30 protein-coding genes are annotated in these 23,929 nt (G+C 39.8%); 11 read left to right on the forward strand and 19 right to left on the reverse strand.

The window, feature by feature from the left end; genetic code table 11:
* Positions 1 to 133: 133 nt before the first annotated feature.
* Positions 134 to 439, reverse strand: coding sequence for a hypothetical protein (locus ACYVRS_RS04250; RefSeq protein WP_461202657.1), 306 nt, complete (start codon positions 437 to 439; stop codon positions 134 to 136).
* Positions 440 to 556: 117 nt separating this feature from the next.
* On the opposite strand from ACYVRS_RS04250, the gene ACYVRS_RS04255 reads away from it, so the two are divergent.
* Entirely contained in the window at positions 557 to 742 is a 186-nt protein-coding gene (locus ACYVRS_RS04255) for a DUF6440 family protein (protein ID WP_086298148.1), read from the forward strand.
* Between the two features lie 60 nt (positions 743 to 802).
* Here the strand turns inward: ACYVRS_RS04255 and ACYVRS_RS04260 are convergent, their stop codons facing one another.
* From ACYVRS_RS04260 to ACYVRS_RS04320, 13 genes are all read right to left on the reverse strand, one after another.
* On the reverse strand, positions 803 to 1,075 hold the full coding sequence (locus ACYVRS_RS04260) for a hypothetical protein (RefSeq protein ID WP_461202659.1): 273 nt from the start codon (positions 1,073 to 1,075) through the stop codon (positions 803 to 805).
* A 24-nt stretch (positions 1,076 to 1,099) separates the two neighbouring features.
* On the reverse strand, positions 1,100 to 2,056 hold the full coding sequence (locus tag ACYVRS_RS04265) for a tyrosine-type recombinase/integrase (RefSeq protein ID WP_461203122.1): 957 nt from the start codon (positions 2,054 to 2,056) through the stop codon (positions 1,100 to 1,102).
* Between the two features lie 53 nt (positions 2,057 to 2,109).
* Positions 2,110 to 2,385, reverse strand: coding sequence for a hypothetical protein (locus tag ACYVRS_RS04270; RefSeq protein ID WP_461202661.1), 276 nt, complete (start codon positions 2,383 to 2,385; stop codon positions 2,110 to 2,112).
* 13 nt (positions 2,386 to 2,398) lie between these two features.
* Positions 2,399 to 2,806 (reverse strand): RusA family crossover junction endodeoxyribonuclease, encoded by a 408-nt coding sequence (locus ACYVRS_RS04275; RefSeq protein ID WP_461202663.1) that lies wholly within the window; start codon positions 2,804 to 2,806, stop codon positions 2,399 to 2,401.
* A 14-nt stretch (positions 2,807 to 2,820) separates the two neighbouring features.
* Positions 2,821 to 3,726: a Lin1244/Lin1753 domain-containing protein gene (locus ACYVRS_RS04280; protein WP_461202665.1), complete on the reverse strand. Its 906-nt coding sequence runs from the start codon at positions 3,724 to 3,726 to the stop codon at positions 2,821 to 2,823.
* Positions 3,727 to 3,761: 35 nt separating this feature from the next.
* Positions 3,762 to 4,664: a recombinase RecT gene (locus ACYVRS_RS04285; RefSeq protein ID WP_461202667.1), complete on the reverse strand. Its 903-nt coding sequence runs from the start codon at positions 4,662 to 4,664 to the stop codon at positions 3,762 to 3,764.
* Position 4,665: 1 nt separating this feature from the next.
* Positions 4,666 to 5,607: a YqaJ viral recombinase family nuclease gene (locus ACYVRS_RS04290; RefSeq protein WP_461202669.1), complete on the reverse strand. Its 942-nt coding sequence runs from the start codon at positions 5,605 to 5,607 to the stop codon at positions 4,666 to 4,668.
* Between the two features lie 151 nt (positions 5,608 to 5,758).
* Positions 5,759 to 5,917, reverse strand: a complete 159-nt coding sequence (locus ACYVRS_RS04295; protein ID WP_194186080.1) for a hypothetical protein — start codon at positions 5,915 to 5,917, stop codon at positions 5,759 to 5,761.
* Positions 5,907 to 6,089: a hypothetical protein gene (locus tag ACYVRS_RS04300; protein WP_311953445.1), complete on the reverse strand. Its 183-nt coding sequence runs from the start codon at positions 6,087 to 6,089 to the stop codon at positions 5,907 to 5,909. Before ACYVRS_RS04300 ends, ACYVRS_RS04295 begins: the two co-directional genes overlap by 11 nt.
* A 2-nt stretch (positions 6,090 to 6,091) precedes the next feature.
* Complete coding sequence (locus tag ACYVRS_RS04305; RefSeq protein WP_010748225.1) at positions 6,092 to 6,340, reverse strand: hypothetical protein; 249 nt, start codon at positions 6,338 to 6,340, stop codon at positions 6,092 to 6,094.
* 2 nt (positions 6,341 to 6,342) lie between these two features.
* Positions 6,343 to 6,870 carry a helix-turn-helix domain-containing protein gene (locus ACYVRS_RS04310; RefSeq protein WP_461202672.1) on the reverse strand — a complete coding sequence of 176 codons (528 nt, stop codon included), beginning with the start codon at positions 6,868 to 6,870 and terminating at the stop codon, positions 6,343 to 6,345.
* A 63-nt stretch (positions 6,871 to 6,933) separates the two neighbouring features.
* Complete coding sequence (locus ACYVRS_RS04315; RefSeq protein ID WP_461202674.1) at positions 6,934 to 7,188, reverse strand: hypothetical protein; 255 nt, start codon at positions 7,186 to 7,188, stop codon at positions 6,934 to 6,936.
* Positions 7,185 to 7,415 carry a helix-turn-helix transcriptional regulator gene (locus tag ACYVRS_RS04320; protein ID WP_461202676.1) on the reverse strand — a complete coding sequence of 77 codons (231 nt, stop codon included), beginning with the start codon at positions 7,413 to 7,415 and terminating at the stop codon, positions 7,185 to 7,187. The genes ACYVRS_RS04315 and ACYVRS_RS04320 overlap by 4 nt, the downstream gene beginning before the upstream one ends.
* A gap of 141 nt (positions 7,416 to 7,556) precedes the next feature.
* Between ACYVRS_RS04320 and ACYVRS_RS04325 the strand changes: the two genes are divergently transcribed.
* The 5 genes from ACYVRS_RS04325 to ACYVRS_RS04345 all read left to right on the forward strand — a co-directional run bounded on the left by ACYVRS_RS04325 (position 7,557) and on the right by ACYVRS_RS04345 (position 11,085).
* Positions 7,557 to 7,925: a helix-turn-helix domain-containing protein gene (locus ACYVRS_RS04325; RefSeq protein ID WP_231436059.1), complete on the forward strand. Its 369-nt coding sequence runs from the start codon at positions 7,557 to 7,559 to the stop codon at positions 7,923 to 7,925.
* Between the two features lie 8 nt (positions 7,926 to 7,933).
* On the forward strand, positions 7,934 to 8,407 hold the full coding sequence (locus tag ACYVRS_RS04330) for an ImmA/IrrE family metallo-endopeptidase (RefSeq protein ID WP_461202679.1): 474 nt from the start codon (positions 7,934 to 7,936) through the stop codon (positions 8,405 to 8,407).
* Between the two features lie 11 nt (positions 8,408 to 8,418).
* Positions 8,419 to 9,486, forward strand: a complete 1,068-nt coding sequence (locus ACYVRS_RS04335) for a type I restriction endonuclease (RefSeq protein WP_461202681.1) — start codon at positions 8,419 to 8,421, stop codon at positions 9,484 to 9,486.
* Between the two features lie 144 nt (positions 9,487 to 9,630).
* The gene (locus ACYVRS_RS04340; protein ID WP_461202683.1) at positions 9,631 to 9,837 is read left to right on the forward strand and encodes a hypothetical protein; all 207 of its coding nucleotides are present in this window, start codon (positions 9,631 to 9,633) and stop codon (positions 9,835 to 9,837) included.
* Positions 9,838 to 9,933: 96 nt separating this feature from the next.
* Complete coding sequence (locus ACYVRS_RS04345) at positions 9,934 to 11,085, forward strand: site-specific integrase (protein ID WP_461202685.1); 1,152 nt, start codon at positions 9,934 to 9,936, stop codon at positions 11,083 to 11,085.
* Positions 11,086 to 11,193: 108 nt separating this feature from the next.
* On the opposite strand, the gene lepA is transcribed toward ACYVRS_RS04345, so the two are convergent.
* Positions 11,194 to 13,029, reverse strand: coding sequence for a translation elongation factor 4 (gene lepA / locus ACYVRS_RS04350; RefSeq protein WP_054116213.1), 1,836 nt, complete (start codon positions 13,027 to 13,029; stop codon positions 11,194 to 11,196).
* A 146-nt stretch (positions 13,030 to 13,175) separates the two neighbouring features.
* Here lepA and ACYVRS_RS04355 point away from each other — a divergent pair, with 146 nt between their 5' ends.
* From ACYVRS_RS04355 to ACYVRS_RS04370, 4 genes are all read left to right on the forward strand, one after another.
* Positions 13,176 to 14,390 carry a GNAT family N-acetyltransferase gene (locus ACYVRS_RS04355; protein ID WP_313540424.1) on the forward strand — a complete coding sequence of 405 codons (1,215 nt, stop codon included), beginning with the start codon at positions 13,176 to 13,178 and terminating at the stop codon, positions 14,388 to 14,390.
* Positions 14,391 to 14,439: 49 nt separating this feature from the next.
* Entirely contained in the window at positions 14,440 to 14,925 is a 486-nt protein-coding gene (locus tag ACYVRS_RS04360; protein WP_313540421.1) for a nucleoside 2-deoxyribosyltransferase, read from the forward strand.
* Entirely contained in the window at positions 14,926 to 15,597 is a 672-nt protein-coding gene (locus tag ACYVRS_RS04365; RefSeq protein ID WP_461197547.1) for a DUF2238 domain-containing protein, read from the forward strand.
* 247 nt (positions 15,598 to 15,844) lie between these two features.
* On the forward strand, positions 15,845 to 16,030 hold the full coding sequence (locus ACYVRS_RS04370) for a hypothetical protein (RefSeq protein WP_312497343.1): 186 nt from the start codon (positions 15,845 to 15,847) through the stop codon (positions 16,028 to 16,030).
* Positions 16,031 to 16,088: 58 nt separating this feature from the next.
* Here the strand turns inward: ACYVRS_RS04370 and lepB are convergent, their stop codons facing one another.
* The 4 genes from lepB to clpB form a co-directional block, all read right to left on the reverse strand.
* Positions 16,089 to 16,658, reverse strand: coding sequence for a signal peptidase I (lepB, locus tag ACYVRS_RS04375; RefSeq protein ID WP_461202687.1), 570 nt, complete (start codon positions 16,656 to 16,658; stop codon positions 16,089 to 16,091).
* Positions 16,659 to 16,815: 157 nt separating this feature from the next.
* Positions 16,816 to 17,781, reverse strand: coding sequence for an ABC transporter ATP-binding protein (locus ACYVRS_RS04380; RefSeq protein ID WP_461197549.1), 966 nt, complete (start codon positions 17,779 to 17,781; stop codon positions 16,816 to 16,818).
* Positions 17,781 to 19,319 (reverse strand): ABC transporter permease/substrate-binding protein, encoded by a 1,539-nt coding sequence (locus tag ACYVRS_RS04385; RefSeq protein ID WP_313540415.1) that lies wholly within the window; start codon positions 19,317 to 19,319, stop codon positions 17,781 to 17,783. Before ACYVRS_RS04385 ends, ACYVRS_RS04380 begins: the two co-directional genes overlap by 1 nt.
* A gap of 115 nt (positions 19,320 to 19,434) precedes the next feature.
* The gene (gene clpB / locus ACYVRS_RS04390) at positions 19,435 to 22,038 is read right to left on the reverse strand and encodes an ATP-dependent chaperone ClpB (protein WP_312497346.1); all 2,604 of its coding nucleotides are present in this window, start codon (positions 22,036 to 22,038) and stop codon (positions 19,435 to 19,437) included.
* Between the two features lie 292 nt (positions 22,039 to 22,330).
* Between clpB and ACYVRS_RS04395 the strand changes: the two genes are divergently transcribed.
* Complete coding sequence (locus tag ACYVRS_RS04395) at positions 22,331 to 23,857, forward strand: ABC-F family ATP-binding cassette domain-containing protein (protein ID WP_461202689.1); 1,527 nt, start codon at positions 22,331 to 22,333, stop codon at positions 23,855 to 23,857.
* Positions 23,858 to 23,929: the final 72 nt, after the last annotated feature.

The raw sequence follows: 23,929 nt of genomic DNA on the forward strand, positions 1-23,929 counted from the left end.
TTTATGCTTTATGGAATCATCAGATTGGCAGTTAAACACGGAATTTCAGATTCCAAAAAAAATAATTTATGATTCTGTTGCTACTCTTTTAGGGTAGTTTTTTTATTTCCACAATTTTGGTGGATAGTGGAACTTAATTGGTTTTACTTTTAGTAATTTGACATGGTTCAATTTCTCTTAAAAGTCGACTAACATCTGTGTCAGGCTCAAATATATATTTCTTTTCGCGCCCGCCCGGGTTTATATTAATCAGCCATGAAGGAATGGTTTGTAATGCCATAAAACCTGTACAGACGCAATTTTCATTAAACTTAGCAAAACACTTAGTTTCTTCTGCTACCTCGTCTGCATTTTCACTTGTGACATACACCGCTCGTACACGTTTGTTCTTAATATTTCTATGCTGTCCTACTACTTCAAATGTTTTCCAATCAACCATAATAGACCTCCTAGTTTTTTATCTCTGTCGTTACTAGATTTTCATATCTACAAACGTTTATAGTATTTATTTATTTTGTTTGTTTATTATGGTATTTTATTTAAAAGGAGTGATTCTATGACGAACAATATTGAATTTGAAGTTGAAAAAGTTTATAAAGGCAGAACCAACGAAATCTTTGTTATTACTGATCCCGAGACACAGGTACAATATATTCAAACAATTGTTATCGGTTCTGACGGAAAAGGCGTCGCAATTACACCAAGATTAGAGCCAGATGGAAGTATTCATTATAAGGATTAATCAGATCAACTTTTGTTGATCTTTTTTCTTTCCTAGTTGGTTATTTCTTCCAATTACTGACTAACTGCCACTAATGTATTTCCTAAGACTATGCAGCCCTTTACCACGTCTTTTAGTTTTCCGATCAATCCATGTACCAGTGGTTCCCCAATAATCAATCATGCCTTTTGGCGTATTAATCGCAAATTGATGGTTATTTGGATAATGCGTGAACTCGAAGCCTAAAGCCGCAACGTTTTTTATTGCTGAATTTCCCATTCGCTCAACGTGTTGGGATCTTCGTTCCTTCAGATACGGTTTCACATCTTTCCAGTATTCAGCCATTTCTCCCATGAAATACTCTCCTTCTTCCGATTATTAACTTACAAATTTCTGATGCGATAGCTTCAGTTCATCCTCATTAATCATTGAGTATTTTAGAGTTGTATCAACACTCTCATGGCCCAAGAAGTTCATGACCAGTTCAATCGGCATTCCATGCCTTCTAGCCAAGGTTGCAGCCGTTCTTCTAAACCTGTGGGGATGGACGTTTGTTACACCTGCACGATCACCTAAACGCTTGACTAGCTTCTGCACGCCAGCAGTTGTCATCTTCAGACCATTCGTTTGTCCAAAGAACAATGGACCCGTAATATGCGGCACATCTCTCAGATAATGAGTCAAAGCCATTTTGGCTTTTGCGTTCAGATATAGCGTCCTCTGCTTGTTGCCCTTTCCGATCACAGTGATCGAATCGTTCTCTTGGTTATAGTCTTTGAAATCAAGTGAGGTTAATTCTGATACCCTACAGCCTGTACTGAGCAGCAACTCTATGATCAACGTTTCTTTGGTATTTGCAGCTGCTGATCGTAGCTTCTCAATGTCCAACTCACTGAACTCTTGCTTCCTACGTTTTGGTACTTTGATGTTCTCTACCCTTGCTCCTGGATCCTTTGCAATATATTCCTCATTGCATAACCACTTGAAAAATCTGACTATGCACCCTCGTTCTCTTGCAAGTGTCCCTTTGCTCACGTTATCGATCATTTCCCTGTTAGCGATAAACAAGCGGATGTCGTTCGTTGTCACATCTTTAAACGGCTTTCTTACCGTCCTCATAAAGAGATTGATCGTCTGCATATAAAGATTCAAAGTTCCAACTGAAAGCCCCTGGATCTTCTTAGAAACGAAAAATTGCTTATAAGCGGCAACATCAGATGTTTCGTCATAGATCACGACCTCGTTTTTCTGCTCGGTGATCATAAATTTCGCACATTCTACAATGAGGATACTTTTTAGCACACTCAACTGTTTGCCGGTAAAATCCGAGTCCATTGCCAGCATGATTCGGTTGATCAATTTTTCTTGCAAATGATCTCACCTCGTTTCTAGCATACTTCGTGAAACTTGTTCAGCTTAACAATACATACGTCGTTCGAATTTCTTTGCGTGATGTCGTCTTGCTCATTCAAGCAGCTTATTATTTTAACTAATGCTGAATTCTTATAAATTCGGTTTACTTGCGCTCTGATCTGGCCAGTAAAAGGTTTCTCAGGCGTACAGATATAAGTTTCTCCGACCTTTACAATCCCTTTTTCTTGAACCCTTGCTGATTCATACTCAGTAAATTCTTTAAACGGCTCTTTAATGTTTTTGTTTCGCATAAGTGGTGCCCTCCTAAAGTGGATTAATTTCGAGTTCTGTTCTTGGATTTAAGCTATAAACTTTGCGGCAGATACTGACAGCGATTTGACCATCGTCTTTATACAAAATGCCGTTGACTGCGTCTGTCACTGCTTTGAAATAGTTATCGATATCTGGCTTCTTATCGCAATACATAGTCTCTTCTTCTAGCGAAGTCCTGTTTTTCTTCACTTTCAAGATATAGGCTGGTGGATATACGAAAAAACAAATATCGATCATCACAGGTCCTTTCTCGATCAGAAGCGGCTTTGTAGCGATAGTGTGATACTTAACCGCATTTTTATATGCTTTCATCGGTGCTTCTTCGTAGGGAGTCTTACGACGCTTGGTAAACCTTGGCCTAGACTGTGGCTTTGGCGTAATTGGTATGACGATCTTCAAGCCATCTGCTCCTCTCAATGCTTCGTTTTGTTTAAATATGCTGCAAGTTTTGCATCAAGCTCTGCTTGACGCTCCGGTGATAACTGGGCTTCTTCCTGTTTATTCACAGCCCAATCAGGTAGTTTTTCTTCACGTATTGGCTTTTGATTATAGCCCTGTTTCTTAGCGCCTCTGGTTCGTTGATAATCTCTAGCTTGATCAATTGTTTTAACGTTAGCGTCTGCCCATTCCTGCAAAGATGCCGTTAAAAAGCTAATAGCTCGATTCTTAGGGACGTCTTTGCTACCAGCAAGTTTAATAGCAGCCTCTACAAGTTCATCGCCATAGATATCCACCAAATTAAGCAAATCATCGACCTGTACAACATTTGGAAAGAGCCATAATTTTTGGAAAGTTTCGAGAGACGCACCTTCGCTCGCGGTAGCATCTTCTTTTATTTCCTTTTCTTTACTTTCCTTTACTTTACTTTGTTGATTATTCCCCTGATTAACCGAGTTATTCCGCCCATTAATCGAGATATTCGACCGATTAACTTCATTTGTCAGCAAATACTTAAATTCTAGGTCAACTTTCTTACGTTCCTTAGTGGCTAGAATGTATCTATTCTGAATACCTTTTGAAGTTAGTACGGAGTATTTATCAAAAATATCTTTATCAAAGAATTTTACTTGTACGGCTTTTTTTACCAGTTCTTCTACTGTGCCCTCCTTCGCACCAACTTCGTCAGCCACTAAGAACGCAAGATCCTCATCCCACAAAACATAATATCCCTCATCACGATAAACATTAGCCAGCAGGGCGAGTAGTATATGAACGGCTTCTTTACCGCATGCTTTTATAATTCTTCGAACCTTTAAATCTGATAAAAAATCGACATCTAGAGGAAAATAATCAAGACCTTTCTTCGTTGGTCTTGCCACGCTTATTCCTCCTAATCAGAGGGAGAAGAACTCCCTCATTGTTTTTCTAACGGCGGATTAGATGTATCGAACAAAGTATCAATGTTTTCTGTATTATCAACTCGTTCTGCTTCTTTTCGTTCTTGCGGTAATGGTTCCATATCTGATAAATCAGTTTCCTCAATCAGATCACTGTTTTCATCAACTCGGAAAACTTTTTCATCAGAAGTGATTGCTGTTTGCATTTCGACTGAAAGTAAGCCCCATTTTGATAAAAGGTTACGCAGTACAGTCTTAATGGCCATTGAATCGTAATTATCAACCCATGCCCCACTTAATTTTTCTTTGTCGTAGCCTTTAGCGTTCTTAATGCGGTGGCTTTCAATTTCTTGTTTAGTCCAATAAACTGTCTTTTTAAAACCATTTAGTAGTTCAAAGAACCCTACATATCCAATAACTTCATCAGACACCTTAGCTTTATAATCAAAACTAAATTCTTCTGTCAAAGGGTTCCAATCAATCAGTTGACCATCATATATTGCTAAAGCATTCAATGCTTTGTATTGACCACTCCGTTGTGCTAACTGGATGTAACCTTTGTATCCAAGAATGAACTGGGCCTCATTGTGTTTGACCCATTTGTTACCGACCTTTTCTGATCGATTAAAAGGAACTACGTATGCATAACCGAGGTTCTTATCAATCGGCAGGTCCATAGTTGCTGCCTTTAGCGCTGATGCAATAATTGTCATTGGTTCCGCTTGAGAGAGATAATTATCACCACCAACAAGTGTCATGAGTGATCCCATGAATGGATCTGATTTTTCGTGAAGGATATCTGTGAACTTCTTCTTCATTTGCGGCGTGTTCATCAGTGCCTTGAATCCTAATTTCGAAGGATCGACTACCTGGGTACTTTTCTCTGCTAACTGATTCTTTAAAGTGTCATTAGTTGCCATATTATTTGATCTCCTTTTCTGTAAGCCGTCGCGACTCAGTGACATTGTAAATATCATCATCTTGGGCTACTTCAGGGTATTTCTCAGCAAGTTTTTTACTGTTCATACGTCGTGTAGATACCAATTTCCAAGATATAATATTTTTCTGTGCGATACCGATACTAGCTTTCCGCTTGCCCAACTCGCTTATAATCTCGTTATCAAGCTGTCTAATTGAAGTTTCGATATCTTTCTTTGCTTTTTTTAATTCGCGTTTTTGATCAACAAGATCATCAAACGTAGGTGGTAAGGTCGTTTCTGCTTCCTCTAACTCTGAATAACGATCTTTTAAAAATTCTTGAGTGGCTTCGCTACCATCAATCATGGGTTCGATACCTTTGATGACATTGTTTTCCCAAAAATCTACTAATAATTCGGTAATGGTATCGATCAGTTCCTGGTCACGATCAATTCGTTTCCAAATGAACTTCTGTCCACCGACTAGAACCGCAATATAGCAGTATTCCTTATTTAAAACATTCATGTAATGCTGCACCTGACAGAGGTAACTAAGGGGCACTTCATCGCCTTCCCACTCTTTACCTAAGAACGCATTTGCAGTCTTACATTCTAACAAGGCATTTTCTCCTACAACATCACGATCTATGTTTGCTCGCAGGAACGGATGTAGTGGATGCTCAAATACTTGATTTCTGCGGCGCACTTTTTTACCTGTCCGTTCTTGAAATTCTCTAGCTACAACTTCTTCTAAGACGTTCCCCCAATATGCAGGTTCGCTCTCTGTATGTTCTAAATCAATTTGGCCAGTCTTTTCTAGCCACAATTGATACGGTGACTTCCATTTGTTTAGACCAAGGATAGTAGCAACATCTGATCCACCTATGCCCCTCATACGATCTTGTAGCCATTCTTCGTGAGTCATTTCAAGAGTTGATTTACTCATCATCTGTCATCTCCTCATCTGAAACTGGTTGACCCCATCCGGATGTAGTCAAATACTCATCCAATGCTTGTTCGAAAGAATTCATTGTCATTTCCCCTTTTCTGTTTTAAAATGGAGACAAAGATATTTATCTAAATATTTGATGGACTTGCTATTGCTTTGGTCGGCTAGCAGGTCTTTTTTCTTTGTCTTTAATTACTGATAGTCCTTTCAAAATCCCTTTAGTCGCATATTCACGTTGCATATTATCGAATAACAACCAATGTTCTATTTCAGCGAGTATGATCTCCGCTTTGTCTTTATCGTTCAATGCGCTTCACTTCTTTCTTCTGGAAGTCTTTGGCAGCAACATCATAGACAACATTTGCAAAGGCCCATAAGAAAACTAATGCCAAACCTGCTGCAATGTGAATAGCTGAGAATGCTACTACAAATAGTAATAAAGTTGTTACGGTGAATGTGTCTTTGATCGATCGTTTCATGTTTATGCCTCCTTGAAATTGAATACATTACTAATTTTTTCCAAGTTTTTTCTTTTCTTGGCTTCCTTAATAACTTGATCAAACTGCTTTCCAGCACTTTCCCTTAAAAATCTTTCAGCTTCATATATGCTGACCACTTTATTTGTACTAAACTGAATACTTTGAATTGCACCGAGATTTACCAAAGCGTATATATTATCTTTGCTAGTCTTAAACTCAGCGGCTAGTTCTGGCAATGTGTAAACCAACATTTTTAATCATTCCTTTCTCTTGTTTCTGACTGCCTAGTCATTTCTCTCATATCCCAACCAAACCGATTGCACATTGAGGATAAAACTGATAATTCCAACCTGACTTCATCGCTAAGCTCAAACCAATATAGTTTCAGGTGATCGATCTCAATATCTGATAGTTCACCAGGTTCGATAGTAAGCAGGTCCCAAATTTCATATATCTTTTCAATTTCAATTCTTTCCATTTCTTCTTTGTCTTGGCCTACCATTTTTGATAATGGATGATTATCACGCCTTTTGCGATTTAGTGGTATAGGTGTATGGAACAACGTTGCAGCAACTTCAAAGTCAACATTTGGATCTTGTAAGTATTCAGCAATATCAACAACCTTTTCAATCCCCATGGATCTTCGTCCATTCAAAACATGGCTCAGTAATTGTGGAGAAATGTTTATATCCTGAGCCATCATCCGCTGATTTAGAGCTTGCTTGTCTACCTCCTTTCGATAGATAGCCGCAATGTTCTGTTCAATGGCGTTTACGCTCATATCTTCATCTCCTTTGTATTTAGTTGTTTATTTTCATAGCAGTTGAACTGCCATAAAATGTATTTAAGCAACAAGTTCCGGTATTGAGGCGAACTGCCACTTTCTATCAATATATTTATAAATGTCCTGCGCTAATTCATCAGTAGCTAAGAAGCGAATAATGATTTCTTCAACACCGCCAGGGTTTATGAACAGTTCGCCTTCAATACCGATAGAAATATTAAATTTGCGCTTAATCGCTGGAACGATCATTTCAACATATCGTTTTAGAAAGCCAGAATCGATATTTGCTTTAATCATTTGTGGTTTGTCTTTCATTTAGATACCTCTTTCTCTTTGTCGTTTTTGTACGACAAGTCAAGTAAAAAAATAGACTCTACAGTAGTATTTAGTGCTTTCGCAATCGCAAGAGCAATTTGAGCACTAGGATTGTTCTCGCCTTTCTCTATACCTGCCAGGTAGGGCCTTGAGATGTTTGCTTTATCTGCAAGTTCTGTTTGTGTAAGGCCTTTTGACATACGCATAATTCGAATCGAGTTTATCATGGTTTACAGCTCCTTTCTAGTTCGCTATATCTTACAAAAACTATTGTAGTACATGAACGACACTTTGTCAAACATGAAATACAAATTATTTATATATTTTTTGTAAGATATGAATTACAATAATTGCAGGAGGTGGAAGCCATGTCGAACAAATTAGGTGAATACTTAAGAGAGTTACGAGGATCTGAATCTTTAAGAAGTGTTTCTCAAAGAGTCGATGGTCGATTAAGTCACTCTTATATTTCCGATCTTGAAAAAGGTTTCAGTCGTCGCGGGACTCCTATCAACCCCACCCCTGAAGCGTTGAAAATTCTTTCAGAAGCATATGATGTTAATTATGATTATTTAATGCAATTAGCGGGCTATCTTGACAAACCATCTGCAAACAAAGAAAAAACGGATAAAGTGGATACCATAGCAGCGCATATTGATGATAATGTTACCGATCAGCAAATGGATGAAATTTTAAACTTCATTGAATTTGTTAAAAATCGGGACCATAAGAAGTAGGTGATCGATTGCAATTATCCGAAGAACTTATGACGATGTTTCCTGAACTTACATATAAGATAGAATCAAAAATGCCCGATTCTCAAAAAGGGTTGTTGATCAACGATGTGATCTATCTGAATCCCAACCAGGAACGATATGAAATGAATAGCACACTAGCTGAGGAACTAGGTCACTACCTCACCTCTTATGGGAATATTATCCTACAAGATACAAATGAGAAGCGGAAACAAGAACGCCGAGCCAGAGATATTGGGGCTACTCTGGTTGTGACACCCTATGACATTATTAATTGCTTTGAGGAAGGCTGCCGAACCGTTTTGGATTGTGCGGTTCATCTCGAAGTCAGCGAAGAGACTTTTAAAGACGCTGTTAAATACTATGCTCGGAGATTCACAGGCGTTAAAACAGAAAACAACTACACTCTCCTATTCCAACCGGATGGGACTGTAGCAGTTTTGAAATCTATAGATAATTTTTAGGAGGGGTTTCGTTGGAATTAGAAAAGTTTAAAGATGATTTGAAAAATTTGGGTAAAAGAGTAACAAATCTAAAGGATAATATTGCTACTGAAGAAGCCACAAAAACATCTCTAATTATGCCTTTCTTTGCGAGTTTAGGATATGACATATTTAATCCTACAGAATTTGTACCTGAGTTTACAGCTGATGTAGGTATTAAAAAAGGTGAAAAAGTTGATTACGCAGTAGTATTAGATGGAAAACCTATGATACTTGTCGAAGCAAAATCTATTAATGAAGTATTAACAAAACATGATTCTCAGCTGTTCCGCTATTTTGGTACAACAGAATCAAAATTTGGAATTCTAACAAACGGAAAAGAATATAAATTTTTTACGGATCTAGACGAACCAAATAAAATGGATCTAACCCCTTTTCTTTCCATTGACATAACGAAAATTAAAGATTCTCAAATACCTGAATTAGTGAAATTCCATAAAGATAACTTCGACATAGATAAAATTATAAATAGTGCATCAGAGCTTAAATACTTAAGCAATCTAAAGACTTATCTTGATGAAGAATGGGAAAACCCTAGTGATGACTTCGTTAAATATTTATTAGGTGAAATATACGATGGAATGAAAACAAAACAAACCGTGGATAGATTTCAACCTATTATCAAGAAAGGTTTAAATCAATATATCCAAGAGAAAGTTAACGACAAGCTTAATGCTGCGTTAAAAACTTCTACAACACCAGATGAAGTTATTATCGAAGACAATGATGAAGAAATCATAATTAAAGATGGTGGAGAAATTGTTACCACACAAGAAGAATTGGAATCATATACTATAGTTAAAATCGTTCTAAAAGATTTGATTTCTCTAGACCGTCTGTTTTATAGAGATAATAAAAGTTACTTTAACATTTTGCTAGATGACAACATTAGAAAATGGATATTACGTGTGAGGATTGGGAGTACAACTAGTAAAATTGAACTCAACAATGAAGAAAAAACAGTATTTGAAATTGACTCACCAATAGATATTTACAGCTATTCAAATGATATTATCAATGTAGCGAAAAAATTCTTGTAGGAGGATAATATGGGACTCTTTAGTAAAAAAAATAAAAACGCTCCTACTGCAATGCAAAAAGCTACGCAATCTGTAATGCTAAGCATTCAATCTGATAGTAGAGGTAAGGTTAAACTGACTCAAAGCTAGAAAAGGCTTATACAAATGAATCCTGGAGAAGTTCAATTCATTGAAGAAAAAGGCAAGATTTATACTTTGAATAAGGTTGATCTAGACATCATTCCTAATTCGAAACATTCAAGCGGATTGCTTTACCTAACTGATAAAGATAATGGTCAAAAAATCGTTATTGGGTTTCAAGTCTCAAAGGACGCAGGAATGTTCTTGAAAACATTCATACCCGCTTTTTGATTAGCCTTCGGGCTTTTCTTTTTCAATACAAAAGAACATACGTTTGTATATTTCTAGCGTGTTTATATACAAAACAGGTTTTAAGGAGGTTACACCATGAATGGACATGTACGGAAAATCGGTGGTAAATGGCACTATGTAATAGAAATGGCAAAAGTCGGCGGCAAACGTCAACGTATACAAAAAGGTGGTTGGAATACAAAATCAGAAGCCCAAGAGAATTTAAGAGAGGCTTTAAACCTATATAAAGATGGCGGAAAAGTTGATATTAAGGAAATGAGTGTTTCTGATTACTTTGACTACTGGATGGAAAACTACGTAGAAAAGAATTTAAAATACAATACTCAGAAAAATTATCAGAATGTGGTTAACAAATACATAAAACCAGAAATTGGTAAGTATTATCTCAGTTCTATTGGGCCCGCAAGATTACAAGAATTGGTAAATAAATTACCAAATGGGTTTAGTACCCCACTTGCTAAACATTCAGTTGAAATTATCTTTACTGTTTTGAAAGGTGCGTTTAAGAGAGCCGTTTATCCTTGGCAAGCAATCAACAGCAATCCCATGATCTATGTTGAAATGCCAGCTTTTGAAAACAAACCTAAGCAGAATCGTGACGACATGAAAATAATCACCATGGAACAGTATCAGGCTATTTTGGACATCACTCCCCCTTCTAATCCTTTCCATATACCATTAATGATTGGATTCCATACTGGTTTACGCCGTGGTGAAGTTTGCGGTCTCCAATGGTCTGATATTTCATTTGAAGATCAAACGATAACGGTAGAACGTATCATGTTGCAAGATAAACATGGTATTCAGTTGGGAACCCCGAAAACACAGTCGAGCTTTCGGACAATAGCAATCGACGATATCTTGTTGCAAGAACTAAAACTTGCTCGAAAGCACCAATCTGAAAATAGACTCAGACATGGAAAATATTATTATGACAGTTCATTTGTCTGCACTAAAGAAAACGGTGAGCCGGTTACACCTAATTCTATTAAATGGCATTGTTCAAGAGTTAAAAAAGAATTGGGATTTGATTTCAACTTCCATTCCCTTAGACATACACACGCCACTATGCTTTTAGAAGATGGTGTTAAGCCCAAAATCGTTCAAGAAAGACTTGGCCATTCCAGAATTTCAACTACAATGGATAAGTATGTCCATGTAACGAAAAAAATGCGAACAGAAGCTGTTGATATATTCGCCCAAAGATTAAAAAGATCAGCAAATTAGAATTTTTTTAGATGAAAAATGTCGCCCTAAAATAAATTAGGGCGACAAATGGGCGAATAAATTATGAAAATTGGTTTTTACTATCAAATATTTCCAAACAAACCCTTGCTACTTCTTCGGTTCATCCTCATCCATTTTCAGAACAGCCATGAACGCCTCTTGAGGTACTTCAACAGAACCAATTTGTTTCATCCGTTTCTTACCTTCTTTTTGTTTCTCTAACAACTTGCGTTTACGAGAAACATCGCCGCCGTAACATTTTGCCAAGACGTTTTTGCGCAAGGCTTTGATGTCAGATCGAGCCACGATTTTTTGGCCGATTGCTGCTTGGATCGGCACTTCAAATTGTTGCCGTGGAATGATTTTTTTCAGTTTTTCAACGATGGCTTTGCCGCGTTCATAGGCAAAATCGCGATGGACGATGAAGCTTAGCGCATCGACTTTCTCTGCATTTAACATAATATCCATCTTAACCAATTTGCTGACGCGATAACCATTCATTTCATAGTCAAGTGACGCATAGCCCTTGGTGCTGGATTTCAATTTATCAAAGAAATCAAACACGATTTCTGACAACGGAATATTGTAGACCACGTTCACGCGATAATCATCTAGATAATCCATCGTGACAAAGTCGCCCCGCTTGCGTTGTGACAGCTCCATGACTGCGCCAACATACTCGTTGGGCACCATGATCTGTGCTTTGACGAATGGTTCTTCGACGTTGTCCACTGTGCCTGCTTCAGGAAAATCTGCTGGATTATCCACTGTCACAACAGAACCATCGGTTTTGTTGACATGATAGATTACAGACGGTGCTGTTGTGATCAATTCGAGATTGAATTCCCGTTCCAATCGTTCTTGCACGACATCCATGTGTAAGAGACCGAGGAAGCCGCATCGGAAACCAAAGCCTAATGCTTGCGAGGTTTCTGGTTCGAATTGTAGCGCAGCATCATTCAATTGCAATTTTTCCAATGCTTCTCGTAAATCATTGTACCGAGAAGTATCGATTGGGTAAAGACCGCAATACACCATCGGATTCATTTGACGATAGCCTTCTAATGCTTCTTCTGCCGGATTGTTGGCCAAAGTGACTGTGTCCCCAACTTGCGTATCTTTGACCGTTTTGATTGCTGCAGTGATATAACCTACATCGCCAACCATCAAGGCCTCTCGTTGAATCGCTTTTGGTGAGAAGACTCCTACTTCTGTCACATCGAAGGTTTTGCCGTTGCTCATCATTTGGATCTTGTCACCAGGTTTGACCATGCCTTCCATGATACGGACGTTCAAGACCACACCGCGATAAGAGTCATAGATGGAATCAAAGATCAAGGCTTTCAGTGGCGCATCGATAGCGCCAACAGGTGCAGGAACATACTCGACGATCTGCTCCAAAATCTCCTCGATCCCGATTCCCGCTTTGGCGCTGGCCAATACGGCTTCGCTGGCATCGATGCCGATCACATCTTCGATCTCTGAACGAACACGTTCAGGATCAGCTGCTGGCAAATCGATTTTGTTAATAACTGGCAAGATCTCTAAATCATTGTCTAATGCCAAGTAGACATTCGCCAATGTTTGTGCTTCGATCCCTTGTGCCGCATCGACGACAAGCACTGCCCCTTCACATGCCGCCAAACTGCGGGATACTTCATAGGTAAAATCGACGTGTCCCGGTGTGTCGATCAAATGGAAGATATAGGTTTCGCCATCTTTGGCTGTATAGTTCAATTCAACTGCATTTAACTTGATCGTGATGCCGCGTTCTCTTTCAAGATCCATAGAATCAAGCAATTGATGTTGCATTTCACGTGAACTGACAGTATGGGTTTGTTCTAAGATACGGTCGGCTAATGTCGATTTCCCATGGTCGATATGGGCGATGATGGAGAAATTACGTATTTTCTCCTGTCGTTTTTTCATTTCTTCTATGTTCATGGATACGTTCCTCATTTCTTTTAGTCAGCTTTTCTATTATACCAACGAAATGATAATAGTGAAAGTCTTTTTCTTGACCGTTAATCAAACATATTTCCTCAGCTTTTGCTATACTAGAGCTAGTAAAAATAAATGGAGTTGACACAATGGATAATACCTTTCATGAAAAATTTCATATTCGTCCGGTCGAAGAGCAAGATGTCGATCAATTTAACGAATTACTTAGCTATGTTTTTCAAATCACAGAATCTGATATTGAAGAAAGCGGCTATGAAAACAAAAGAGAAATGATCAAATCAAAACGCCCAATCTTAGAACTGTCCAAAGTATTCGGCTGGTTCAATGAAGATCAGTTGATTTCACAGATTGCGGTGTACCCTTGTGAAGTGAATATTCATGGCACATTGATGAAAATGGGCGGCGTGACCGGTGTCGGCACCTATCCTGAATATGCCGGCCATGGCTTGATGAAGGATCTCATCAAGCTGGCATTGGAGACGATGCGTGCGGACAAGCAATGGATCTCTTATTTATACCCTTACAATGTTCCTTACTATCGTCGTAAAGGCTGGGAGATCATGTCTGATAAATTGTCCTTTAAGATTCGCGATACCCAATTGCCCAAAACCAAAGAGGTTCCTGGCATCGTAGAGCGGAAAGATGTGGATGATCCTGATGTTTATACGGTTTACAATCAGTTCTCACGGGCCAATCATGGAGCGTTGCAGCGGACTGATTTTCACTGGGAAGAATACTGGCGCTACGAAAACGAAGAACAGCGGACTGCCGCGATTTATTATAACGAAAGCGGCCATCCGACTGGTGTCCTCTTTTATTGGGTGGCAGAAGAAGTCTTTCACGTCAGAGAAATGTTTTATCTGAATCAAGAAGCCCGTAATGGTTTATGGAATTTCATCACCGCCCACTTTTCGATGGTTTATTGGGTCAAAGGTGAGATTTATACCAATCAACCGTTATCTTTTTATTTAGAAGACAGCCAGATCAAAGAAACGATCGAGCCTTATTATATGGCAAGGATCGTTGATGTAACGGAATTTTTGAAACATTTCCCTTTCAAAGCCTTTAACGGTGCCTTTCACTTTGTCGTTTCTGATCCAGTTGCAAAATGGAACAATGGGATCTTTGGGATCAATTCTCAACAAGGTGAGATTACTGTATCTAATGAAGCCCTCGGCAAAGCCGTCCAATTGGATATCCAAACATTGACTTGTTTGCTGATGAATTATCGACGTCCTGCTTATTTGGAACGTGTTGAACGTTTACGGACGGATAAAGAGACATTGACTTTACTAGAATCAATCATCCCTGATATGGAAGCCTATTTCAGCGACTATTTTTGAGGAGCATTGACAAATCACACACTAACGAAAACGATGAGGAGTTTTTTACATGAACATTTATTTTGCAGCCCCTTTGTTTGCGGCAAGTGACTTGCAGTACAACGCGGCATTGGTAAAAAAGATTCGTCAGCAATATCCAGATATCACCCTTTATTTGCCGCAAGAAAATGCGACGATCAATGACAAAAGCGCCTATGCTGATAGCACCATGATCGCACTAGCTGATACTGAAAAAGTTTTGACTAGTGATTTGATGATTGCGTGCTTAGATGGACTGACCATTGATGCTGGTGTGGCCTCCGAAATTGGTGTGGCCTATGCCAAAGGCATCCCTGTGATCGGGCTATATACGGATAGCCGTCAACAAGGCGCGGACAATCAGCAAAAACTGACGGCTTTGCAAACTGTTGCCGAAAATCAGTTCCACTATGTCAATTTGTATACAGTTGGACTGATCAAATTAAATGGCGAGATTTTTTCTTCGGAAGCGGCTTTACTCGAGGGATTAGCAGCCTTCTTACAGGAGGATAACTAAATGAGTGGACATTATCACCGCATCCAGCGGTTGTTTACGGTCTTTGGCTTCTTGGTGGTGGCTTTTTCAATTTGGGAGTTTTTCCAGGGCGTCTATCCGCAAAGTCAAGGGCTGATGTTTATCGCACAAGCGATCCTGGGTATTCTCTTGATCTTTGTTCCAGAATACAGCAAGAAATTGCTCAAGGTACAGTTGCCAAATGCCACAGTCTACTTCTATTGGTTTTTCTTACTGATTTCCGTTTTTATGGGCACGATCCTTCATTTGATCGAGATCGTGTCTTTCTGGGACAAAATACTCCATGCCGTTAGTCCAATGGTCTTGACAGCAGTGGGCTATGGACTGATTTGTATGCTCCTTAAAAACACCCCCGTCAAACAAGTATCACCATGGCTCTTCTTACTGATGGGCTTTGCCTTTGCTGGCTTGTGTGGTATTTTTTGGGAATTCTGGGAATTCATCTGTGATTCGATTGGCGGCATGAACTTGCAACGGTATGCGACATTAGAAGGTACACCTTTTATCGGTCGCGACGCACTGATGGATACAATGGGTGATTTGTTCACCAATACGATTGGGGCTGCTTTGATGGGTGTGATCGCCTATGTACAAGGTCGCGGCAACCCCGATTATTTTGAAAGTTATCGTATTCAAAAAATCAACCATAAATAGAGATACACATGCTCTATTCTCTTTGGGAGAATGAAGCATGTGTATTTTGTTATCTGGAGATTGTTAGATAAATCTTAAAGAATTGACGGCTGCATGCGTCAAATTTGTTGAATGAAATCGTTTTGACATCAATTGATCGCCTAGATTTGCGTATTTTCAGTTTTTTAAAAGTTTTTTGTTTCACGAATTGGAATCACTCTGTTATACTAATTATATGAAGTAAAAATTTGTTTGTAAGGAGAAGCCTATGGTTTTGACCGTATTTTTTATTCTGTGCTGTTTGATATTCTCTTCCATTACCTTTGCTTTTTCTCAAGATGCCAACAAATTTGTCCAGCCGATGTCGATCAAAATTATTTTTATTGCTTCAGCAATTATTGCGGTATGGACAATGTTGTTTTCTGTCGTGGCATTGGTGGCTTGGATCATTTAAAAAAGCATTCTTGCATGTTTCGAGGTGGACTCGATCCTGGTGCAAGAATGCTTTTTTATTAAAATAATGTAATTTCAGTCAAAGGCCAATAACGCACTAAGACTTTGCCTTCCATTTGATTATCGGTCACAACACCAAAGCTGCGGCTGTCACGAGAGATCAACCGATTGTCCCCCATGACAAAATAACTGCCGTCAGGAACGGTGATGGAAAAGTCTTCCGTAAACTGCGTCGCGCTTGCGGCGATTTCTTGAAACATTTCCCGATAACTATACTCTTCTTGCAACTGATCATCCGCAAACATTTCTTTGAAATCATCCAAATAAGGCTCTTCGTAAACATCGCCATTGATGGTCAATACATCATCATTCATTTCAACAGTGTCTCCTGGCAAACCGATCAGACGTTTCACAGCAATTTTATCTGTATCATCCGGTTCGACACAAATGACGATATCTTGACGATCGTAACTGGTCAATTTAGTTGCGATCAAACGCTGCTTATCTGCTAAAGTCGGATCCATTGAATGGCCACTAACTTTGACTGGTGTTAAAACAAACAAGCGTAGAAGAACAACAGCGATGATAAAGAAAATAATGAACCAATTTTCCTTTAAAATTCTTCTCATAGTGAATGTAAACTCCTCTTTCTTCAATGGCGAAGTACAGCAATGGCCAATCTTCCACCAATGATTTATTCTTTTATCTTACGGAACTTTCCCCGCTAGAGCAAGAGAAAACATCAAATTTAAACAATTTGATGTTTTCTCAGACAAATATCTTCACTTATGCTTCATTCACTTGGGTTTCTCGGCTCAAAAAGGCAAAGACATCTTGATGATTCAAAGTCCCTACGGCTTGTCCATTCTCAACGATCGTCAAGGCCGCATGTTGCGCAAACAAGGCATAGGTATCGCTTAATATCATATTGCCATTGATTTTCTCAAGACGTTCATCGATTTCTTTTCTATAATAGCCCATGGCCACCAGATCCGCTACTTTGACTAGTTTGGCTTCATCTTCGCCTGTTTCTTCAAAGAAGGTTTTGACAAACGCCGTTTTTGGTTGTGCAATGATCACTTCTGGGGTGTCACATTGAACGATCTTGCCTTTGTTCATTACAGCAATTCGTGACCCTAACTTGATGGCTTCTTTCATATTGTGGGTCACAAAGATAATCGTTGTACCTAATTCTTTGTGCAGATCCAACACCAATTCTTGCAAAGCATTGCGTGAAATGGGGTCTAAAGCGCTAAAGGGTTCATCCATAAGGATCACTTCTGGATTGGCTGCCAATGCACGCAAGATGCCGATTCTTTGCTGTTCACCGCCAGATAAGGCTTTGGGCAGGCGATGACGGTATTGTTCAGGATCTAACTGCACTTGTTTCAATAGACGGTCTACCGCTTCACTGCGGTCTTTTTTTGACCAACCCAGCATTTCTGGAATAACTTCGATATTCTGCTTGACATCCATCGTAGGAAATAAAGCAATCTGCTGCAACACATAGCCCATTTGCCAACGCATTTTTTGGATGTTGTAATCTTTGATCCGTTTTTCTTTAAAATAGATGTCACCGTCGGTTGGTTCCGATAAGGCATTGATCATTTTTAATGTGGTGGTCTTCCCACTGCCTGATGGCCCGACAAGGACAAAAATTTCGCCTTTTTGGATGGTCAGATCAAGATGATCGATCACGATTTTATCATCAAATGCTTTACTGACTTGTTTAAATTCAATGATTGGGGTCATTATTCGCCCTCCTTCAGTAACCCTTGGTCAAGTAAGAACGCTTTCGCCACTTCTGCAGGCTGTTTGCCTTCGACATTTACTTGATAGTTCATTTCACTCATTTGTTCCTCAGTGATTTGTCCTGCTAATTTTTCCAACGCAGTCACAACTTCAGGATGTTCATCCGCAAAGGCGGTTTTCATCAATGGTGCCCCTTGATAAGGTGGAAACAGTTCTTGGTCGTCTTCAAGGATCACCAATCCATATTGCTGCAATTCACTATCTGTTGAGTAGGCATCCAACAAATTGATGTCTCCGTTATTGATGGCTTGATAGCGCAGTGCAGGTTCCATACTCTGTACACTTGGGAAATCTAAGCCATATTTGTCTTGAATGCCCGCATAGCCATCCGTACGATCGATAAATTCTAATGTAAAGCCTGCTTTGACTTGACTTTCAATTTTTTTCAAATCAGAGATGGTTGTCAGATCGTTTTCTTCGGCGAATTCTTTTTTGACTGCCAAGGCATAGGTATTTTGATACGCCATTGGTTTCAATAAAGTCATATCGAATTGATCATTCAACAAAGTGACCGCTTCTTGATAAGTTTGATCTGAATCAAGACTTTGACTATCGACATCTTCTGGAACATCAACCAAACTTTCCAAGACCGTTCCGGTAAACTCAGGATAAATATCGACTTGATCATTGTCCAAAGCACTAAAGAGAAAACTCGTCTTTCCAAAATTCGGCTCTAGCTCGACCTGAAGATCTGGATCCTCTTGTTCGATCATTTCTTTGTACATATTGATCAAAATATCCGGTTCAGATCCCAATTTACCCGCGATTCGAATCGTATTAGGTGCGAATATACCACTTTGGGAAAAAGAAATACCGCCGATCACAAAAATCAACGCTGCCAAGGTTATAATCGTATAGCGCGGTTTCAGGTGTTGCAAGTAGCGAATCAATGTACTAAATATAATCGCCAGCAATGCAGAGCCGATCGCACCGATCAACGTTAATGCTGGGGCATTTCGATCGATCCCCAATAAGATAAACGAGCCCAATCCACCTGCACCGATCAAGGCTGCTAAAGTGGCGGTCCCAATGATCAGGACCAAAGCGGTACGAATACCCGAGATAATAACAGGCAATGCGATCGGTAATTCTACTTTGATCAGACGACGCATCCGGGACATCCCGAAAGCAACTGCTGCTTCTTCGATCGAAGGATCGATTTCCGATAAACCAATATACGTATTTTGGAATATTGGCAGCAAGGCATAGATAACCAATGCAATCAACGCTGGTGGCGTACCGATACCGACAAAGGGGATCAGCAATCCTAGCAACGCCAATGACGGGATCGTTTGCAGCACGCTCGTGATCTGCAGTCCGACTTCGGCGGCCCGCTTATGGTTCACAAGCCAGATGGCCAACGGCACAGCGATCACGATGGCAATCAACAATGCCATGATCGATAACGTCAAATGCTCAAAGACGGCTGTCACCAATTCTCCCTTTCGTTCATTTAAAGTATCAAAAAAAGTATTCATCATTTCATCCTCTCTTGTGCCATAGGTTAAGTATAAACGAAGGAAGGCATTCCCGCCAAAACCAAGACTCAAAAAAAGAGTTGCCTATGATAGACAACTCTCAAAGATGTTTGCTTTAATCCACGATGGGTTGATTCGCAAAAACCAACTGATCATGCAGCAATTCGATGGTCACTTCTGTTTTTGGCAATACTCTGCCAGAAACGATTTCTTTTGCAAGGGGTGTTTCAACTTCTTTGGTGATAAAACGTCGCAATGGACGTGCACCATAAGCTGGTTCATAAGAACTTTCAGCAATCCATCGTTTTGCTTCTTCGGTAATCGTCAAGCGAATATCTTGGGCTTCTAAACGATGAGACAATTGCGCAATGATCTTGTCAACGATGCCAGTCACATTGGCTAAACTTAAAGGTGTAAATAAGATCGTATCATCGATCCGATTCAAAAATTCTGGTTTGAAATGGCCACGCAGCAATCCGCCCACACCTTCAGCAATCTCTTCTGGAATCGTTCCTTCACTGGTTACCCCTTCTAGCAACAGTTGAGAACCGATATTGCTCGTCATGATCAGCACTGTATTTTTAAAGTCAACAACGCGTCCCTTAGAATCTGTCAAACGTCCATCATCTAAGACTTGTAATAAAATATTGAAGACATCGGGATGTGCTTTTTCAATTTCATCCAGCAAAACGATCGTGTATGGATTTCGTCGAACAGCTTCTGTCAATTGTCCGCCTTCTTCATAGCCAACATAACCTGGAGGTGCACCCACCAGACGTGAAACGGCATGTTTTTCCATATACTCACTCATATCGATCCGAACCATATGTTCTTCTGAATCAAATAGATTCACAGCTAATGCTTTAGCCAATTCGGTTTTACCAACACCCGTTGGACCCAAAAAGAGGAAAGACCCCAGTGGCCGATTTGGATCTTGCAGTCCCGCACGAGAACGCAATACGGCATCGCTGACGGCATCGACGGCTTCGTCTTGGCCAATGACCCGTTGATGCAACGTTTCATTCAATTTCAATAATTTTTCCCGTTCGCCTTCAACAAGTTTGGTCACTGGAATGCCTGTCAGACGACCAACCACCATAGCGATTTCATTCTCAGTCACAGATTCCTGGACCATGCGAATGCCTTCTGCTTCATTCTTGTCCTCTAAAGACAGCAATTCTTTTTCTAATTGCGGAATGGTGCCATGGCGCAAAACAGCTGCCCGTTCAAGATCATAATTGTTTTCGGCATCTTCTAATTCATGCTTGGCTTTATCGATCTCTGCCCGTTTATTGGATACGGCATTGACTTCTTCTTTTTCCGTTTCCCATTGCATTTTCATTGTATTGACTTCTTCCCGCAATTCGGCCAACTCCGCTTGCAAGATCGTCAAACGTTTTTTAGATGCATCATCAGACTCTTTCTTCAAGGCCGCTTCTTCGATCTCTAATTGCATCAATCGCCGTGTGACTTGGTCTAATTCTGTTGGCATTGAATTCATTTCAACACGAATCGTTGCACTGGCTTCATCCACCAAGTCAATTGCTTTGTCCGGTAGAAAACGATCGGTGATATAACGATCAGACAGGGTCGCAGCCGCTACTAAGGCATTGTCATGGATATTGACCCCATGATGGATCTCAAACCGTTCTTTTAATCCCCGCAAGATTGAGATTGTATCTTCAACAGTCGGTTCTTTGACCAATACTTTTTGGAAACGGCGTTCTAATGCCTTGTCTTTTTCCATGTATTGCCGATATTCATCTAACGTAGTTGCACCAATCGTATGCAATTCACCACGTGCCAACATCGGTTTCAACAAATTGCCGGCATCCATACTGCCTTCGGTCTTTCCCGCACCAACAATGTTATGGATCTCATCGATAAAGAGTATGATCCGGCCATCGGCTTTTTTGACTTCTTGCAAAACAGCTTTCAAGCGTTCTTCAAATTCGCCGCGGAATTTCGCCCCTGCAATCAATGCCCCCATATCTAATGAGAAAATTGTTTTGTCCTTCAAGTTTTCCGGTACATCTTTACGGACGATCCGTTGCGCCAATCCTTCAACGATCGCTGTTTTACCGACACCAGGTTCACCGATCAATACAGGATTGTTTTTGGTTTTCCTTGAAAGGATGCGAATCACATCTCTGATTTCTTCATCTCTGCCAATGATTGGGTCCATTTTTCCACTACGGACCTGCTGTACCAGATCGACGCCATATTTTTCCAAGGCTTTGTATTGTTCTTCTTGATTTTGTGAGGTCACATGATCCCCTCCTCTTAATTGTTCAATCGTTTGTTTGAGTGACTTTTCTGAAATACCTTGCTTTTTCAGATAGACAGTCAATGGATGGTGTTGCAATTTCATCAAAGCCAACAAAACGATTTCCGTTGACAAATATTCATCTTGAAACTGATTTTTTAGTTGATCTGCTTCAGAAAGCAAGGTAAATAGGTTCTGACTCATGGACTGACCATAGCGCACGTTACTGCCCTCTACTGCTGAGATGCCGTCCAAAAGACGATCGACTTCTGATTCAAGGGCATCTGCGTCGATCCCAGCATCTGTATAAAAATTACGGCCAAATTGATTGGCTTGCAAGAAAATTTTCCATAAATGTGCAATATCGATTTCTTGATGATGCCGCGTCATCGCCACTTGTTGTGCTTCAGCGATGGCACTTTGCAACGTAGTTGTCATTTTTTCTGGGTTCATTAAAATTCCTCCCATGCTATATTTGGATAAAGAATACGCATATAGACATCTTTGTCTACTTTATTAGTATACAACTATGGTCAGAAATGGTCAAAAAAAACCTCTTGAATTTAAGTATTTTTTTAACTATTTTTTTCATGAAAATTGACAGAAAGCGACAGTCAATGGTATGCTGAGGGCTGATTGATTTTTTAATCGTCAAGAAAAAAGCGTATTTGGCTGAACTATGGCCGATCGCAATGTTCAAGCTGTTAACAAATGATGTTTACGGCTTTTTTATATGGAGGAAATCATGTTAACTTTAACGAATATTACCCAGCAATTTGGAGATAAATTGCTTTATGAAAATGTATCTGTACAAATCAATCGTGGCGAGAAGGTCGGGCTGATTGGCCGCAACGGTGCTGGCAAGAGTACCTTGATCAAAATCATCACTGGAGAGATCTTGCCAGATGATGGCTTTGTCAATTTTCCTAAGAATCTCAAGATGGGCTATCTGGACCAATATGTCAATGTGGATGAAGCGCAAACGATTCGCGACTTCCTGCGCTCGGCATTTGCTGCTGACTTTGAAAAAGAACAACAAATTGCCGATTTATATGTAACATATAGCGAATCATATGATGATAAAGTTTTAGAAAAAGCCGGTGAATTACAAAACCAGCTAGACCAGGGTGATTTTTATCAAATGGATACCTTGATCGATGATTTGGCAGAAGGATTGGGTATTGCCATTTTAGGGATGGACACGCCGTTGGCTTCTTTAAGTGGTGGACAACGCTCAAAATTGATTTTAGCCAAAATGCTGTTGGAAAAACCTGATATGTTGATTTTGGATGAGCCTACCAATCACTTAGATGATGAACATATCAAGTGGCTGGTTGACTTCTTGCAAAATTTTAATGGGACGTATTTGGTTGTTTCCCATGATCGCCATTTCTTAAATCAGATCACGACCCACATCATCGATATCGAGTTTGGCAAATTGTCTAAATATACCGGCAATCTCGACAAAGCTTTAAAACTAAAAACGTTGCAAAATGAAAGTTATATGAAACAATATGAAGCCCAACAAGAACATATCAAAAAGACCGAAAGCTATATCCGTAAATACAAAGCTGGTTCTCGTTCAACGATGGCCAAAAGTCGTGAGAAGCAACTCGCCAAAGTCGAACGGTTGACCCCACCGCAAGACGTGCCGAAACCTCATTTAGGTTTTGATATGGCACCGATCGTCACGACATTGGCCCTTGAAACCACCAATTTAGTGATTGGCTATGACCAAAAGCCTTTATTGACACCAATCAACTTAACCATTCGCTATGGAGAAAAAATTGCCATTCGCGGCTTTAACGGCATCGGTAAATCAACCTTGATCAAAACGATTTTAGGCTTGATCCCGACGATTGAAGGCACAGTGTCTTATCCGCAACATACCAAGTTCAATTATTTCTCCCAAGATCTTGAATGGGCCTATCCATTGCAAACCCCTTTACAGTATTTGGAAGACTTGTTTCCCAAAGCGACCAATAAAGAATTGCGTCGCCAATTGTCACGGGCTGGATTGCCAAGCCAATTGGCTCAAGAAGCCTTGAAACTACTTAGTGGTGGTGAACAAACCAAGGTCAAATTAGCAGAAATGATGTTGATCAAAAGCAATTTCTTGATTTTGGATGAACCCACCAACCACATCGATCAAGATACCAAGAACAATCTTCAAGAAACGTTGGCCGCATATCCCGGCACAGTCTTAGTAGTTTCCCATGAAGCTGAGTTTTATGAAACCTTTGTCGATCGAATCGTTGATTTGAAAGATTGATCTGCCATGATCCTGCTTTTTGCCAATCGTACGTATCGAAGAGCCTAAAAATGCCATTCCTAGATGATCTGG

The organism is Enterococcus salsurae, assembly GCF_054784955.1.